A 16,619-nucleotide genomic window follows, 5' to 3' on the forward strand; every position below is an offset into this window, starting at 1 on the left:
GGGCGTCGCTGATTGGGAGTTGCTCTGCACTTCCCTTGGGCCGCTCGCTCGGCCAATGGCTGTTCGCCTGATTACATGAGAGAGCCTGACACGACCGTTCGCGCGCCCCATGCGGCGGCGCTTCTGCTGTTCGCGCTGGTGTGGCTGTCGTGCATATGGTTCGGCTCGTTCGAGCTCAATCCCAACAACGCCACACGCCTGTTTGGCGCACTCGCGCTGGTCGAACGCGGTGAGGCGACGATCGATCGCTATGAGACGCTGACGATCGACAAAGCGCAGTTCGCGACCAAGACGGGCACGCATTACTATATGGACAAGGCCCCCGGCATGACGCTGATGGCGGCACCGGTGGTTTGGGCGGCCGACCATTTGGCGGGAGCGCAGTCCTATGACGAGGTGATCGACATCACCAATCTCCGGCTCGCGAATTTCCTGCGGCTTCGCTTGTGGCTGGCGGTGGCATTCGGGGCGGCGGTGTTGACGGCCTTTGCCACCGTGCTGCTGTTCGATTTCGGCACCGGACTCACTGGCAGCCCAGCCGCCGGGCTGTTTGCGGCGCTGGGCTATGCCTTGGGATCGGTGATATGGGGCTGGTCGACCACGATGTTCGGCCACGCTTCGGTCGCGGCGCTGTTTCTGATCGCGACCTGGGCGATCTGGCGCGGCACTTCGGGCGCGAAGGAGCTTGGGCGCTGGCGCTATCCGGTGATGGCCGGGTTGGCGCTTGGCTGGGCGGTTGCGGTGGAATTTCAGGCGGCCTTGGGCGGCATTGCCATCGGGCTATGGGCCTTGTGGCGCAGCCGGGGGGCGGTGTGGCCGATGCGGTGGCGATTGTACGCGCTGGCGGTCGCGGCGGCCGTGGTCGCGGTGCTGCCGATGTTGGCCTATAATCAGTTTGCCTTCGGAACCCCGTTCATGACCGGCTATCGCGGCGTGGTCGGGTTTAGCGGGATGAACCAGGGGCTGTTCGGCCTGACCTATCCAAAACCGGAAGCGCTGCTTGGCATTACCCTGGGACTCCGGCGTGGATTGTTCTGGGTGGCACCCGCGCTCGCAATGGGTGCGGCGGGCGTGATCCTATTGCTGCGCGATCGCGCGACGCGCGACCTTGGCGTGCTGGCGGTCGCGGTGATCGTGATCGTACTCTCGCTCAATGCGTCCTACGCCTATTGGGATGGCGGCGCGTCAACCGGGCCGCGCCATTCGGTGCCAGCGATTCCCTTTCTCGCGCTCGGCCTCGCCCCGTTCTGGGCATCGCTGCGCTCGCGCGCGGCAAAGCGCGCGGCGGCGGCACTGCTCGCGCTGTCGATGATCGTCAATCTGGTGATCGCATCGACCGACATCTTCGCGCCCGAAAACATGGCGATGCCGGTGTGGACGCGCAATTTTGTCGGCCTGTTCGCGCACGGCAAGTTCAATACACTGGCCAATGTCTATTGGGGGTGGCAGCCGTGGTTCGGTTTTGCGCTGTATCTCGACGTCGCGCTGCCGACGCTGGTGCTGATCCTGTGGTGGACGCGGCGCGCGGAGCGGGATCGGCAGCGTACGGGGTCAGTATAAGCGGCCGCCATTGGGCACGGGCAGCGTGGGCTGAATCAAGACGACCTCGCCATCCTCGTCGGGAAAGCCCAGCGTCAGCACTTCGGACATCACCGGACCGATCTGGCGCGGTGGAAAATTCACCACCGCGGCCACTTGGCGACCGGGCAATTCCTCCAGCGTGTAGCGTTTGGTAATTTGCGCCGAGGACCGCTTGATCCCGATCTCCGGCCCGAAATCGATCTTCAACCGATAGGCCGGCTTGCGCGCCTCCGGGAAGGGCAAGGCCTCGACGATCGTCCCGACGCGGATGTCGAGCTTCAGGAAATCGTCGAAGGTGGCGCGCTCAGAAATCGACATCGTCATAATGTTTCGGCGGCACGATGCCCTCCATCCGTTCCGACAGCAAGGGACGGAAGCTCGGGCGGCTCTTGAACCCGCGATACCATTTCGCGGTCTGTTCGTGATTCTTCCAGTCGATTCCGCCGAGATAATCGGCGACCGAAATTTGCGCCGCGGCGGCGAGGTCGGCCAGACTCATCGTCGATCCTGCCATCCAATTATGATGGTCGAGCAAATAATCGGTATAATCGAGGTGGCGCACCGCCGCCTTCATCGCGTCGCGCAGGCGGCGCGCATCGGGCGGTTCCTTGGTGACCAGGCGCTTTTCCATGCGTTCGTGCAGCAGCGGCGCGACGATGTCGGCGAAGAACTGCGAATCGAACCAGGCGACGAGACGGCGGATTTCGGCGCGGTTGACCGCCGTGCCGTTGAGCATCGCGTTTTTCTCGACGGTTTCCTCAAGATATTCGCAGATCGCCATCGAATCCATCAGGCGGATGCTGCGGAGCGCGTCGGTCATCACCGGCACCTGGCCCGCCGGGTTCAGGTCGAGAAACTCGTCCCGCTGTTCCCACGGGTTTTCGCGGACGAGTTCGCAGCCGACGCCCTTTTCACCGAGCAGCAGGCGCACCTTGCGCGAGAACGGGCAGAGGGGGAATTGAAAGAGTTGCCACATAGGCCCGTCGTAGAAGCTGCGCGGCGGTGGGGGAAGATGGCTTGGCGCGGGATTCGTTCGATCGACCCCGTCCCGAGATGTCGGACGCCAATCCGGACGTTAGCGTAGCGACTCCATTTCCGCCCGCGTCTGGTCGAGCAGATGATGGATGCGGTCGGAAGTGCGCTTGAGCTCGGCGCTCATGCTGGCGACATCCTGCATCGCACGCCCGGTTGCGGCGATCGCACCGCGCGCGCTTTCGTGCAGGTCGCGGCGGTAATTGGGGTTGGAGCGTGCTGCCAGATCCCCAAGGGTGTTGTCGGGACGGACATTCGCGCGCGGATCGGCATAATGCGCCAGCGGGCCGACATGGGTCTGGAGCAAGGCATCCGCGAATTCGTCGACGGTTGCCGCAAGGCCTTCCTGGACAAGTGGCGTCGAGAGCGCCGAGCCGAGTTGCTGCGCATCGACTGCGGGCGGTTGCGGTGCGCGGTCCTGCGCGAAGGCTGGCCCCGCCAGGCCGAGTGCGAACACACCGATCAGAAAAGGACGCATGACAACCTCGAATCTGGCCTGGAACATGGGCCGAGCGCGCGAACCGTTAGCATGATTCGCGCGCCCGGTCGATCATTCGGCGGCGATCTGCTCGACCCGGTCGTCGAGTGGATGCGCGAGGCGGGTCAGCATTTCCTTGGGCACCACTTGCCAGAAATGGTCGACCGCGCGGCCCCAATCGTCGAGCAACGCGCCCGACCATTTGCTGTCGGTCGCGGCATGATGCGCGCGCACCAGGCCGAGCAGCACCGCTTCCCAATGCAGCGAGGACAGGCGGTTCCAGGTGATGTTCTCGGGGTTGGCGCGCCGCGCGAAGCTGCCGTCGGCATCATAGATGAACGCCATGCCGCCGGTCATGCCTGCACCGAAATTGGCACCGACCGGGCCGAGCACGACGGCGGTGCCGCCGGTCATATATTCGCAGCCATTGGCACCGCAGCCTTCGACCACCACGGTCGCGCCCGAATTGCGCACCGCGAAGCGTTCGCCCGCCTGACCCGCTGCATAGAGGCTGCCCGAGGTTGCGCCGTAGAGCACGGTGTTGCCGATGATGGTGTTGTCCTGGCTGGCGAGCGGCGAACTGACCACCGGGCGAACGACGATGTTGCCGCCCGACAGGCCCTTGCCGACATAGTCATTGGCGTCGCCAAACACTTCGAGCGTGATGCCCTTACACAGGAACGCGCCGAGGCTCTGCCCGGCCGAGCCGCGCAGGCGGACATGGACATGCCCGTCGGCGAGGGCCGACATGCCGAAGGTCCGCGTGATCTCGCTCGACAGCCGCGTGCCGACCGCGCGGTGCGTGTTGCGCACCGAATAGGTCAGCTGCATCTTCTCGCGGCGGGTGAAGACGGCGGCGGCGTCCTTTATCATCTGCGCATCGAGGCTGTCGGGCACTTCGTTGCGGCGCGTTTTCAGGCTGAAGCGACGCTGATCGTCGGGTGCATCGACCTTGGCGAGGATCGGGTTGAGGTCGAGATCGTCGAGATGCTCGGCGCCACGGCTGACCTGCCGCAGCAATTCGGTGCGGCCGATCACTTCATCCAAGCTGCGGAAGCCGAGCCGGGCGAGGATGTCGCGCACTTCCTCGGCGATGAAGGTCATCAAATTGATGACCTTTTCGGGCGTACCGCCGAATTTGGCGCGCAAAGCGGCGTCCTGCGTGCACACGCCGACCGGGCAGGTGTTGGAATGGCATTGCCGCACCATGATGCAGCCCATCGCCACCAGCGACAGCGTGCCGATGCCGAACTCTTCCGCGCCCAGGATCGCGGCGATGACGATATCGCGCCCGGTCTTGAGGCCGCCATCGGTGCGCAGCTTGATCCGCCCGCGCAGGCCGTTGAGCGTCAGCGTCTGGTTGACCTCCGACAAGCCCATTTCCCACGGCGTTCCGGCATATTTGATGCTGGTCTGCGGCGAGGCCCCGGTCCCGCCGACATGCCCGGCGATCAGGATGACGTCGGCATGCGCCTTGGCCACGCCCGCCGCCACCGTGCCGATCCCCGCCGAGGAAACGAGCTTCACGCACACGCGCGCGATCGGGTTGATCTGCTTCAGATCATAGATGAGCTGCGCCAGATCCTCGATCGAATAGATGTCGTGATGCGGCGGCGGCGAGATCAGCGTCACGCCCGGCGTCGCATGGCGCAGCTTGGCGATGAACTCGGTCACCTTGAAGCCGGGCAATTGCCCGCCCTCGCCGGGCTTTGCCCCCTGCGCGACCTTGATTTCGATCTCGTCGCAGGCGTTGAGATATTCCGCCGTCACGCCGAAGCGCCCGCTGGCGATTTGCTTCACCCCCGAATTGGCGTTGTCGCCATTGGCATAGGGTTGATAGCGCGCGCTGTCCTCGCCGCCTTCGCCCGACACCGCCTTGGCACCGATGCGGTTCATCGCGATGGCGAGCGTTTCATGCGCTTCCGGGCTGAGTGCGCCCAAGGACATGCCCGGCGTCACGAAACGCTTGCGGATTTCGGTGATCGCCTCGACCTGATCGACCGGCACGCCCTCGGCCGGGAAGTTGAACTGCAGCAGGTCGCGCAGATAGATGGGCGGCAGCCCCTCCACCCCGCGCGAGAATTGCAGATAGGTGGAATAGCTGTCGGTCGACACCGCCGTTTGCAGCAAGTGCATGAGTTGCGCGGAATAAGCGTGCGTTTCGCCGGTGTGGCGCTGGCGATAGAAGCCGCCGATCGGCAGCGATGCCACCGCCGAGTCATACGCCTTGTCGTGCCGCAACTGCGCGTTGAGGTGGAGCGAGGCATAGCCCTCGCCCGAAATCTTCGCGGGCATCCCCGGGAACAGGTCGTTGACCAGCGCACGGCTGAGGCCGACCGCCTCGAAATTATAGCCGCCGCGATAGCTGGAGATCACCGCGATCCCCATCTTCGACATGATCTTGAGCAGGCCCTCGTCGATCGCGGTGCGATGCCGCGCGAGGCATTCGGTGAGCGTCAGATCCCCGAACAGGCCGCGCGCATGGCGGTCGGCAATCGCGGCCTCGGCGAGATAGGCGTGGACCGTGGTCGCGCCGACACCGATCAGCACCGCATAATAATGCGTGTCGAGGCATTCGGCCGTCTGGATGTTGATGCTGGCATAAGAGCGCAGCCCCATCCGTACGAGGTGCGTATGGACAGCCGCCGCCGCGAGCACGCCGGCGATGCCGATCCGGTCCGGGCCGATCGCCATGTCGGTCAGGAACAATTCGCTCTTGCCCTGGCGGACTGCGGTCACTGCTTCGGCACGGATGCGCGCGATCGCGGCGCGCAGCGTCTCCGGGCCGCCACCGGCTTCGAAGGTGCAGTCGATTTCGGCTGCCTGTGCGCCGAAATGCGTCTTCAATTGCGCCCAGGTGGTGCCGTCGAGCACTGGCGACTGCAGCACCAGCACGCCATCACGCCGATCCTCGGTGTCGAGGATGTTGGCAAGGTTGCCGAAGCGCGTCTTGAGCGACATCACATGGCGTTCGCGAAGCGGATCGATCGGCGGGTTGGTGACCTGGCTGAAATTCTGCCGGAAGAACTGGCTGATCAGGCGCGGCTTGTCGGAGATGACCGCGAGCGGGGTATCGTCGCCCATCGAGCCGATCGCTTCCTTGGCGCTTTCGACCATCGGCGCGAGGATCAGCTCCATATCTTCGAGCGTCTGCCCGGCGGCGATCTGGCGGCGCGTCAGCTCGGCGCGGTCGAAGCGCGTGATCGGGTCGTGCTCGGGCTGCGGCAGCGCTTCGATCCGCTGGAACGCCTCGATCATCCCGGCATAATCGGCTTCGCCCGCAATGCGGTCCTTGATCGCGCGGTCGTGCAGCAGCACGCCTTCATCGAGATCGATCGCGAGCATCTGACCCGGCCCGAGCCGGCCTTTTTCCACCACGGTCGATTCGGGCACGACGACCATGCCGCTTTCCGAGCCGACGATTACCAGACCGTCGATCGTGCGGACATAGCGCAAGGGGCGCAGCGCGTTGCGGTCCATGCCCGCCACCGCCCAGCGGCCATCGGTCATCGCCAGCGCGGCGGGGCCGTCCCACGGCTCCATCACGCTCGCCAGATATTGATACATGGCAAGGTGATCGGCGGGCATGTCGGAATTGTCCGACACGGCTTCGGGCACCAGCATCAGCTTGGCGGTCGGCGCGTCGCGGCCCGAGCGGCAGATCGCCTCGAACACAGCATCGAGTGCGGCGGTGTCGGATGCGCCCGCCGGGATCACCGGCTTGATGTCTTCGGACTGCTCGCCGAACGACAGGCTCGCCATCTTGATCTCGTGGCTGAGCATCCAGTTCTTGTTGCCGCGAATGGTGTTGATCTCACCATTGTGCGCCAGCGTGCGGAACGGTTGCGCCAGCCACCATTGCGGGAAGGTGTTGGTCGAATAGCGCTGATGGAAGATCGCGACCCGGCTCTCGAACCGCGCATCGCGCAGATCGGGGTAGAAGATCGACAGCGATTCGGCGAGGAACAGGCCCTTATAGATGATCGAGCGGCACGACAGCGAGCAGACGTAAAAGCCCTGGATCTGCGCGGCGATGACGCGCTTCTCGATCCGGCGACGGACGAGATAGAGGTTCTTTTCAAACTCGGCGGCACTCTGCTCTTCGGGTAGCGGACCGGCGATCATGATCTGTTCGATCTCGGGGCGCGTGGCGAGGCCCTTTTGCCCGATCACCGACACATCGACCGGCACCTGGCGCCAGCCATAAATGGTATAGCCTTCCTCGATGATCGCGCTTTCGACGATCGTGCGGCAGTCCTCCTGCGCGCCCAGATCGGTGCGCGGCAGGAAGATCATGCCGACAGCCAACCGGTTGGGCAGCGGGCGGTGGCCCGAGGCAGCGATCGCATCGTCGAAGAATTTGAGCGGCAGGTCGATATGCAGGCCAGCGCCATCGCCAGTCTTGCCATCGGCATCGACGGCACCACGATGCCATACGGCCTTCAGCGCATCGATCGCGGATTGCACGACCCGGCGCGACGGCGTGCCATCGGTCGCCGCGACAAGGCCCACGCCGCAAGCGTCGCCCTCAAATTCGGGGCGGTACATGCCGTGTTCGGCGAGATAGGCGCGTTGGTCGATCATGATGTGCCCTTGGGGTCTTGCAGCTTGCTCTCATCCATACCCAGCGCCTTCGCCAGTCGCGCTTTTTCCGCCGGGCTCAGGTCTTTTATCTTTCGCGGCGGCGGTAGCGCCGCGGTCGCCTTCTTCGCCGCCTCCAAGAAGTGCGGCATCTGCTGCATCATCTTGGGCATGAGGTCCTTCATCGTATTCATGACCGCAGGATCCGTCATGATCGTCGTGGCGGTTGCCGCATATTTGGTGCCGGTGGGCGTTTCGAAAAAGCGATCCAGATCGTTCAGCTCGGAGAGCGAGAAGCGGTTCGCATAGGCCGTTGCCATTCCTTCGCGAAGCTCGGGCTCCATCGTCGTGAAGAAGTCACCCATCGCACCAAACATCGCGTGCATCGTCAGTTTCTGGCGCTCCTCCCAATGCGGATCATAGATCGCCATGACCTGCGAGAGATCGACCTTGTCGAGCTTCTGCGCTTCCTCGGCGCTCATGCCGCCAATCTGCGCGATCTGGCGGAGCGGCATAGCCTTCATCGCACCGCCAAGGTTCCCCATCATGGCGTCCATCGAGGTGGACATGAGCTTCTTATAGATGCCGGGGGGCAAGAGCCGTTCCGCCACCCGACGCGCTACGGCTAACCGGGCTGGATCGACGGGAGTTGCGGGTTGCGTGGTGGCCGGGGCGGCTGCTTCCGGCACGCTTTGGGCAAATGCCGGTGGCGTAGCCAAGGCGAAGGCTACCGCTGCGATACAACCGTATTTCATGCCGCTATCCTCTCAGTTTTGGCCTTCGCCTTCAGATATTTGTGCATGCTCGCCGCCACATCGCGGCCGTCGCGGATCGCCCAGACGACGAGGCTTGCACCGCGCACGATGTCTCCGGCTGCGAACACGCCGTCGAGCGAGGTCATCAGCGTTTTGTTGTCGACCAGCACCGTGCCCCAGCGCGTCGTGCCGAGTTCGGGCGCGCCGAACAGTTTCGGCAGATCCTCGGCATCGAAGCCGAGCGCCTTGATGACGAGATCGGCGGGCAAATCGAAGCCGCCTTGCGGGTCGATTTCGGGCGCGCGGCGGCCCGAGGCGTCGGGTGCGCCGAGGCGCATGCCGCTTGCTTTCACGCCGCCGACCGCCTCACCGCCGGTGAAGCTTTCCGGCGCGGAGAGCCAGACGAACTCGACGCCTTCCTCCTCGGCGTTGTTCACTTCGCGCTGCGAGCCGGGCATGTTGGCGCGGTCGCGGCGGTAGAGGCATTTTACCGACGCCGCATTCTGGCGGATCGCGGTGCGCACGCAATCCATCGCGGTATCGCCGCCGCCGATGACGACGACATGCTTGCCCGCAGCATTGAGGCGACCATCGTCGAACTCCGGCACGGCGTCGCCGAAATTCTTGCGGTTGGAGGCGGTGAGGAAGGCGAGGGCATCGACCACGCCGTTCTTGTCGACGCCCGCTGCCTTGATCGCACGGGCGCGGTACACGCCGGTCGCGATCAGCACCGCATCATGGCGCTGGCGCAACTCGTCGAGCGTGGCATCACGGCCGACCTCGAAATTTTCGTGGAAGACGATGCCGCCTGCCTTCAGCCGGTCGACCCGGCGCATGACGACGGGCTTTTCCAGCTTGAAGCCGGGGATGCCATAGGTCAGCAGCCCGCCTGCACGATCGTACCGATCATAGACGTGCACGTCATAACCGCTGACGCGCAGATATTCGGCGGCGCTGAGCCCTGCGGGGCCTGCACCGATCACCCCGACCGATTGGCCGCGCGGCGTGCCGGGCACGAGCGGCTCGACCCAGCCTTCTTCCCAGGCGGTATCGGTGATGAACTTCTCGACCGACCCGATCGTCACCGCGCCGTGGCCGGAAAATTCGATGACGCAATTGCCTTCGCACAACCGGTCCTGCGGGCAGATGCGGCCGCAAATCTCGGGCATGGTCGAGGTGGAATTGCTCAGCTCATAGGCTTCGCGCAGGCGGCCTTCCGCGGTGAGGCGCAGCCAGTCGGGGATGTGGTTGTGCAGCGGGCAATGCACCGAGCAATAGGGGACGCCGCATTGCGAGCAGCGCCCGGCCTGATCCTCCGCTTCGGGCGCGGCATAGCGCTCGGCGATTTCGCGGAAATCCTCGGCACGGATCTCGGGTTCGCGTTTGGCTGGATAAGCCTGCTCGCGATCGACGAACTTCAGTAGCGACGTGTCGGCCATCTGCGCCCCTTTCGAGGGCGCAGATACCGTGGCTTACGCGGATTGTCACGACCAAAACGGCATTTAGGACAGCCTATGTGACCTATAAAATGCGTCGTTTGATGTGAGGGGTGCCAAAACCGGTTTTGTCTAGCTTGTATAATTCCGAACCGGCCCTAAATGCTCAAAAGCCATGCGAGGGCGATGCTTCCCGCAACAATCCGATACCAGGCAAAGGGGATGAACCCGAATCGGGTGACGATACCGACAAAGGCTTTCACCACGATCAGCGCGACGACGAAGGCGACCGCGAAGCCGAGTGCGATGGCCGCCAGCCCGACGCCGTGCCCGCTGACCAGCTCATGCCGGTTCTTGACCAGTTCGAGCGTGGTTGCCCCCAGCATGGTCGGGATGGCGAGGAAGAAGCTGAACTCGGCGGCAGTGCGCCGCTCCACCCCCAGCGCCAGCGCGCCAAGGATGGTCGCGCCCGAACGGCTCACCCCCGGCACCATCGCCAGGCATTGCAGGAAGCCGATGCCGATGACCTTGGGCAGCGGAATATCCGCCACGCCGACGATGTTGCTCTTGGGGGCGAAGCGTTCGACCGCGATGATCGCAAAGCCGCCGACGATCAGCGCGATCGACACCACCTCGGCATTGCCGAGCAGCGCCTCGATCTGCTTGTGGATGGCGAGGCCGATGACGGCGGCGGGGATGAACGCCACCAGCACGTTGCGCACGAAGCGGATCGACACCGGATCGCGCCGCAGCAGCCCCATGCCGACCGCCCAGAAGGTGCGCCAGTACAGCACCACGATCGCCAGGATCGCGCCGAGCTGGATGACGATGTTGAACACCTCCCAGCGCGCCGCATCATAGCCCAGCAGCTTGGTCGCCAGGATCAGATGCCCGGTCGAGGAGACGGGCAGGAACTCGGTCACCCCCTCGACAATGCCGAGGAGGATGATGTTGATGATCTCGTTCACGAAAATCCCCTGTTAATCGGCGCTCAGGCCGATGCCGGCACCGCGAACCGTCCGCCCTTGCGATATTGCACCAGCCACCCCGCCGCCACCGCGTCGAGCGGCGTTGGGGTGATTCCCAGCGCGGTTAGCCCGTTCGTGGTGGTAACGACATTATCGTTTGCCAACATCTTCCATTGATCGGATGTGATCGGCGCGCCGGGCAGGAAGCCGAACGCTGCGATCGCCCCGCCAATGGCGTCGGGCAATTCGACGATATGCGGCGTGCGGCGGACCGCCTTGGCGATCCAGCGCACCAGCGCACCCATCGACAGAATGTCGGGGCCGCCCAGCTCCAGCGTCTTGCCCGCCGACAGCGCCGGATTTTCGATCGCGGCGACCACCGCGTCGGCGACGTCGCCAACGTACACTGGCTGGAATTTGGTTCCTGCGCGCAGCACCGGCACGACCGGCGCGCTGGCAATCATCTTGGCGAAGCGATTGATGAATTGGTCCTCGCGGCCGAACACGATCGACGGGCGCAGGATCGTAGCGCTGGGGAAGGCCGCGCGCACCGCCGCCTCGCCCTCGCCCTTGGAACGGCCATAGGCCGAGGGCGATGCGGGATCGGCCCCGATCGCCGAAATCTGCACCAGCTGGGCAACGCCTGCGGCTTTCGCGGCCTCGGCGACGATGCGCGCGCCCTCGACATGCACCCGTTGGAAATCCCCGCCCAGGATGCCGACCAGATTCACCACCGCATCCGACCCGGCGACCGCGCGCGCAATCGATTCGGGCTTGGCGAGGTCAGCGGCGACGAATTGCGTCTGGCCGAGCCCGCCCTGCGGCTTCAGAAAGAAGGCTTGGCGCGGATCGCGCTGCGCGATTCGCACGCGCGCGCCCCGTGCGAGCAAGGCTTGCGCGACATAGCGGCCGAGAAAACCCCCGCCGCCAATCAGCGTAACCAGTGTGTCTTTCATGTGGTGCGCCTCGTAAATGCCGTCTGAACCGGTAATTTGTCCCTTGCCCCAGCAACGCCCGTGTTGACAAGGCCGACTCCGCTCCCCTAAGGGCCGCTCCCTACCCAGTGCCCGGATGGCGGAATTGGTAGACGCACCAGCTTCAGGTGCTGGCGCTCGCAAGGGCGTGGAGGTTCGAGTCCTCTTCCGGGCACCATTTGTTTTCTGTTCGTTCCATCTGGGAGCGTCCAGGGACGCCGGGCAAGCGGCTGGCTTCAAAGCACAAATTCATTGACGATCGCTGGCAACCGTCCGGGTTGATCCAGCGGAATTCAGCAAAAGAGACACAAAAGAGGTCTCATTTTGTGTCTGCTGGTGACGTGCTCCCCAGAATTCATGCCATTGGTAATTAGCTCGTCAGTTGGAGACGAGTGATGCGGCGAAGCCGATTTACCGAGGATCAGATCATTGGGGTACTGCGCGAGCATGAAGCTGGCGCGAAGACGGCCGATCTGTGCCGGAAGCACGGGATCAGCGATGCAACCTTTTACACCTGGAAGTCGAAGTACGGCGGACTGACGGTGTCCGACGCGGCACGATTGCGAGCGCTGGAAGATGAGAACCGACGGCTGAAGAGGCTGCTGGCGGAATCGATGCTGGACGTGTCGGCGCTGAAGGATCTGCTGGGAAAAAACTGACCCGGTCTGCGGAGCGCTACGCTGCGGTGGAGAAGCTGATGGCCGATCACGGCTTCTCCGAGCGTCGTGCCTGCAGGCTGGTCGGGGTCAATCGGTCGGCGTGGCAATATGAGCCGCTTCGCGGGAAGGACGATGCTGTGCGCGAACGGATGCGCGAGATCGCCAACGAGCGCCGTCGGTTCGGCTATCGTCGGCTGGCGATCCTGCTCAGGCGCGAGGGGGAAGGCATGAACTTGAAGAAGGTGTATCGGCTGTATCGCGAGGAGCGGCTGACGGTGCGCAAGCGTGGCGGCCGCAAGCGGGCGCTCGGCACGCGGGCGCCGATGGCGATCCCGCAGGAACCCAACCAGCGCTGGTCGCTCGACTTCGTATCTGACTCGTTGGCCTGCGGCCGGCGGTTCCGTATGCTCAACGTGATCGACGATTACAGCCGGGAATGCCTGGCGTGCATCGTCGATACCTCGCTGTCAGGTCGGCGCGTCGTCCGCGAGCTGAGCGCCATCGCCGAACGTCGCGGACTGCCGTGCATGGTGGTCAGCGACAATGGCACCGAGCTCACCAGTCACGCCGTTCTCGCCTGGTGCCAGGAGACCGGGGTCGAGTGGCATTACATCGCGCCGGGCAAGCCGCAGCAGAACGGCTTCGTCGAAAGCTTTAATGGTCGCTTGCGCGACGAGTGCCTGAACGAGCACCTGTTCCCATCGCTGGCTGCGGAGACGGATCATTGAGGCATGGCGGACGATCTATAACACCGTGCGTCCGCACAGCAGCCTTGGCGGGTTGGCACCCGCCGAGTTTACGAACCGCCCCCGCCAGCGGCATATGAACACCGAAGCTAAGTTATCAGCGGCCTGAAAATGTGGAGCACGTCAAAAGGGGCCATGGGCATCGGACCAAGAGATGACCGCAATGTCCGAAGCCGCCACCTCGATAGCGAGGCCCGACGAGATCACAGCGTCGCCTTGCCGATCGAGGCTCCGCCGTCGACGTGGAGTGTCTGGCCGGTGATGAAAGCTGCATCGCCCGAGAGCAAAAAGGCGATGGCCGCGGCGATTTCATCAGGCTTTCCGAGCCGCTGCATGGGAACGCCCGCGAGGTAGCGCCGCTCGCCTTCACTGCCCGGCTGATTGTTGGCGCGGAACAGCTCGGTTTCGGTCGGCCCGGGCGCAACTGCATTGACCGTAACGCCGGTGGTCGCGAGTTCCAGCGCCCAACTGCGGGTGAAGCTGACGAGCGCCGCCTTCGCCGCGGCATAGGCGGTCCGTTCGAGGCTGCCCAGGATGGTCAGGCTGGAAATGTTGACGATCCGGCCCCAGCCGCGATCCTTCATGCCCGGCAGGATCGCCTGCGCGGCCTGGAGCGCCGGGTGCAGGTTCACCCGCATTACTTCCTCCAGCGCAGCTAGCTCGACTTCGCCGAGCCGCTGCGGACGGACGAGCCCGACATTGTTGATCACGCCATCAAACGCGAAGCGGCGGGTAAGATCGGCGAGTGCTGCATCGGTGGCGGCCGTGTCGGCAAGATCGACGGGTACAAGCGCGCCGGGGAAATCGGCGGTCGCCTGTCGGGCAATGCCGACGACCTGCTGGCCGTCAGCGGCGAGGCGATGGGCGAGCGCGAGGCCAATGCCCTTGCTGGCACCGGTGATGAGGAAGGTTCGGGTCATGGTCTTCTCCGGACAGACGTGCTCCCGGTGCTTTCGCACCCGAAGCGCTACGGGCTTCAGGCAGCGACGTTGGCAGCGCGGCGCAGTGTGGGGAGCATGTCTTCGGGTTCCGGGCGGCGCGTATAGTCCGGGTTCACCTCGGCATAGAGAATCGTGCCATCCTGGCCGATGACGAAGCGCCCCGGCATCGGCAGCGTCCAGCTCGGATCGCCGTTGAACGTCGGCAGATCGTTCTTCAGCGTCTTGTACAGGTCGACCAGATAGTCGGGCATCGCGAAACGCAGGCCGAACGCCGCCGCCACATCGTTGCGCGGGTCCGAAAGGATCGGGAAACCGAGTTCGTTCTGGCGCACGGATTTGCGGCTGTTGACGGCGGTCTGCGGCGATATGGCGACGAGGCTGGCACCAAGTTTCTTGAACTCGGGCAGCGCCGCCTGGAGCGCCTGCAACTCCATGTTGCAATAGGGGCACCAAACACCGCGGTAGAAGCTGACCACCAGCGGCCCCTTCGCCAGCAGATCGGCGGAGGCGACTGGCGTGCCGTCTGGATCGTTGAGCGTGAAGGCTGGTGCCGCCTCGCCGGCCTTGAGTGCCCGCGCAGCAGCGCCGCTGGCGATCAGTTCGGTGGTCGCGCGGTCCATCGTGTCGATTACCTCGGGCGGCACGGCATAGGGTGGCTTTCCGGCGCGGAAATCGGCTTTGAAGGCATCAAGCCTGGCTTGAAGAGTCATGAGAAGTCTCCTTGGAGCGAATGCCGGGAAGCGGAATTAATGGTCTTGCGGAACGAGCGCGCTGACGCGTTCGATCGCACGCTGGACGCCGGGGCGAGCCTCGACCTCGGCATACCAGCGCGCGACGTTGGGCGTGTCGTCGAGCGCGACGCCGGCAAACGCGCGCCGCCACAGCCAACCGAAATGGGCGATGTCCGCTATTGTGAACGCATCGCCCGCGACGAAGCGGCGCTCCGCCAGCACGCGGTCCAGAACCGAAACGGTCCGCTTCGCTTCTGTCGAGAAACGCTCGATGGCGATCGGCTGCGGCTCGGCAGCGAAGCGCTGGAAGAATCCCGACTGGCCGAACGCCGGCCCCAGCCCCGAGGCATGGAAGAACAGCTGCTCGAATACCCGCGCGCGCCCTTCGCCGGCCGATGGCATGAGCATTCCGGTCTTTTCGGCGAGATAGATCAGGATCGCGGCGGACTCGGTCAACACCAGCCGCCCGTCGGGACCATCGGGATCGATCAGTACCGGCACCTTGCCATTGGGGTTGAGCGCCAGGAAATCGAGTGCTTTCTGCTCGCCCTGGCGGACATTCACGGAACGCAGCGCATAGTCGAGCCCCAGCTCCTCCAGCGCGATCGGCACTTTGACGCTGTTGGGCGTCGCAAAAGCATAGACTTCTAGCATCGTCATCATCCCGGCGCGCTCCCGACCATCCGGGAGCGCTGCCATGAGATGCCTCTTCGTCGCTCGACAGGGCAGCGGCCTTGAAGCAATAATGCTCATTCCCAGGAGGAATGACGTGGACCGATATCAAGCAATGGCGACTTTCGTCCGCGTGGTGGAAACGGGCTCCTTCTCTGCCGCCGCCCGACATCTGAACGTCGGTCAGCCGGCCGTCTCCAAAACGATCGCACAACTGGAAGACCGGCTTCAGGTCCGCCTGCTGATTCGCTCGACCCACGGCCTGACCCCCACCGAAGCAGGGCAGCGCTTCTTCGAGCGCGCGCGCGCCGCCATCCGGGAAGCCGACGAGGCCGAACTTGCAGCGCGCGGCGCGGGCGCCGGATTGTCCGGGTGCCTGCGCGTCTCGGCGGCGACGACTTTCGCGCGGCTGCACATCGTGCCGCTACTGCCGCGCTTTCTGGAACAGCATCCCGAACTGGAGATCGACGTGATCCTCGATGACCGCGTCATCGACCTTGTCGCCGAGGGGGGTCGACTTGTCATTGCGCATGGGCACGCTGGCGGATTCCACGGCGACCGCGCGCAAACTCGCAACCGGCGGCAGATCGGTGCTGGCCACACCGGCTTATTTCGCGCGCGCCGGGGAACCGAAGAACCCTGCCGACCTCGCCGACCATGAAGCCGTAGTCTACGGCCAGACGGTCAGCGTCTGGTCGTTCAGCTCCGGCGGCACCGAGTCTTCGGTGGCGGTGCGCGGTCGCGTGCGCGTAAGCGCGGCCGAAGGGCTCCGCGCCGCCGTGCTCGCCGACATGGGCGTCACCATCGCCTCGGATTGGATGTTTGCGCCTGAACTGGCGAGCGGCGCGGTGCGGCGCGTCCTGACCGACTGGTCGCTTCCGTCGCTCGACCTGTGGGCCGTGTTCCCTGCGGGCCGAATGGCGAGCGCCAAGGCCCGCGAGTTCGCAAACTTCGTGGAAACGGTGATGGCAGACGGTCATTCCGTGCAGGCATAAAGATTATCACTTCAGGCTGTCATCCGCGTCCATCCGGAATGGCCTAGCTGATCCGCACGCCGACCGACGG

13 protein-coding genes, 1 tRNA gene and 2 pseudogenes are annotated in these 16,619 nt (G+C 64.6%); 5 read left to right on the forward strand and 11 right to left on the reverse strand.

Features of this window, described 5'->3' with window-relative positions:
• Positions 1-75: 75 nt before the first annotated feature.
• Positions 76-1,560: a hypothetical protein gene (locus EJC47_RS02970; protein ID WP_126845438.1), complete on the forward strand. Its 1,485-nt coding sequence runs from the start codon at positions 76-78 to the stop codon at positions 1,558-1,560.
• Here the strand turns inward: EJC47_RS02970 and EJC47_RS02975 are convergent.
• The 8 genes from EJC47_RS02975 to EJC47_RS03010 form a co-directional block, all read right to left on the reverse strand.
• Entirely contained in the window at positions 1,552-1,899 is a 348-nt protein-coding gene (locus EJC47_RS02975; protein WP_081988595.1) for a tRNA-binding protein, read from the reverse strand. The two genes, EJC47_RS02970 and EJC47_RS02975, sit on opposite strands and share 9 nt — an antisense overlap.
• Positions 1,886-2,557: a glutathione S-transferase family protein gene (locus tag EJC47_RS02980; protein ID WP_033963514.1), complete on the reverse strand. Its 672-nt coding sequence runs from the start codon at positions 2,555-2,557 to the stop codon at positions 1,886-1,888. Before EJC47_RS02980 ends, EJC47_RS02975 begins: the two co-directional genes overlap by 14 nt.
• 99 nt (positions 2,558-2,656) lie before the next feature.
• Complete coding sequence (locus EJC47_RS02985) at positions 2,657-3,091, reverse strand: hypothetical protein (protein ID WP_126845439.1); 435 nt, start codon at positions 3,089-3,091, stop codon at positions 2,657-2,659.
• A gap of 72 nt (positions 3,092-3,163) precedes the next feature.
• Positions 3,164-7,675, reverse strand: coding sequence for a glutamate synthase large subunit (gene gltB / locus EJC47_RS02990; protein WP_126845440.1), 4,512 nt, complete (start codon positions 7,673-7,675; stop codon positions 3,164-3,166).
• Complete coding sequence (locus EJC47_RS02995) at positions 7,672-8,268, reverse strand: DUF2059 domain-containing protein (RefSeq protein WP_260591456.1); 597 nt, start codon at positions 8,266-8,268, stop codon at positions 7,672-7,674. Before EJC47_RS02995 ends, gltB begins: the two co-directional genes overlap by 4 nt.
• A 155-nt stretch (positions 8,269-8,423) precedes the next feature.
• On the reverse strand, positions 8,424-9,866 hold the full coding sequence (locus EJC47_RS03000; protein ID WP_126845442.1) for an NAD(P)-dependent oxidoreductase: 1,443 nt from the start codon (positions 9,864-9,866) through the stop codon (positions 8,424-8,426).
• 155 nt (positions 9,867-10,021) lie between these two features.
• Positions 10,022-10,831, reverse strand: a complete 810-nt coding sequence (locus EJC47_RS03005) for an undecaprenyl-diphosphate phosphatase (RefSeq protein ID WP_126845443.1) — start codon at positions 10,829-10,831, stop codon at positions 10,022-10,024.
• A 23-nt stretch (positions 10,832-10,854) separates the two neighbouring features.
• Positions 10,855-11,787 (reverse strand): complex I NDUFA9 subunit family protein, encoded by a 933-nt coding sequence (locus tag EJC47_RS03010; RefSeq protein ID WP_033963518.1) that lies wholly within the window; start codon positions 11,785-11,787, stop codon positions 10,855-10,857.
• Positions 11,788-11,896: 109 nt separating this feature from the next.
• Between EJC47_RS03010 and EJC47_RS03015 the strand changes: the two genes are divergently transcribed.
• Positions 11,897-11,983, forward strand: a tRNA-Leu gene (locus tag EJC47_RS03015).
• A 217-nt stretch (positions 11,984-12,200) separates the two neighbouring features.
• Positions 12,201-13,319 (forward strand): annotated as a pseudogene (locus EJC47_RS03020) (IS3 family transposase).
• 94 nt (positions 13,320-13,413) lie between these two features.
• Here the strand turns inward: EJC47_RS03020 and EJC47_RS03025 are convergent.
• Genes EJC47_RS03025 through EJC47_RS03035 form a run of 3 tightly spaced genes read right to left on the reverse strand, consistent with a single transcriptional unit; the run spans position 13,414 to position 15,581 of the window.
• Positions 13,414-14,130, reverse strand: a complete 717-nt coding sequence (locus tag EJC47_RS03025) for an SDR family oxidoreductase (RefSeq protein WP_126845444.1) — start codon at positions 14,128-14,130, stop codon at positions 13,414-13,416.
• A 56-nt stretch (positions 14,131-14,186) separates the two neighbouring features.
• The gene (locus tag EJC47_RS03030) at positions 14,187-14,861 is read right to left on the reverse strand and encodes a peroxiredoxin-like family protein (RefSeq protein ID WP_033963521.1); all 675 of its coding nucleotides are present in this window, start codon (positions 14,859-14,861) and stop codon (positions 14,187-14,189) included.
• A gap of 36 nt (positions 14,862-14,897) precedes the next feature.
• Complete coding sequence (locus tag EJC47_RS03035) at positions 14,898-15,581, reverse strand: glutathione S-transferase family protein (RefSeq protein WP_260591457.1); 684 nt, start codon at positions 15,579-15,581, stop codon at positions 14,898-14,900.
• A gap of 88 nt (positions 15,582-15,669) precedes the next feature.
• Here EJC47_RS03035 and EJC47_RS21305 point away from each other — a divergent pair.
• Positions 15,670-16,002 (forward strand): annotated as a pseudogene (locus tag EJC47_RS21305) (LysR family transcriptional regulator); the annotation flags it as partial.
• 82 nt (positions 16,003-16,084) lie between these two features.
• Positions 16,085-16,549 carry a substrate binding domain-containing protein gene (locus EJC47_RS21310; protein ID WP_260591458.1) on the forward strand — a complete coding sequence of 155 codons (465 nt, stop codon included), beginning with the start codon at positions 16,085-16,087 and terminating at the stop codon, positions 16,547-16,549.
• The last annotated feature ends 70 nt before the right edge of the window (positions 16,550-16,619 follow it).

It is taken from the genome of Sphingomonas sp. TF3, from assembly GCF_003985085.1.
In the GTDB taxonomy this organism is placed as follows: Bacteria; Pseudomonadota; Alphaproteobacteria; order Sphingomonadales; family Sphingomonadaceae; genus Sphingomonas.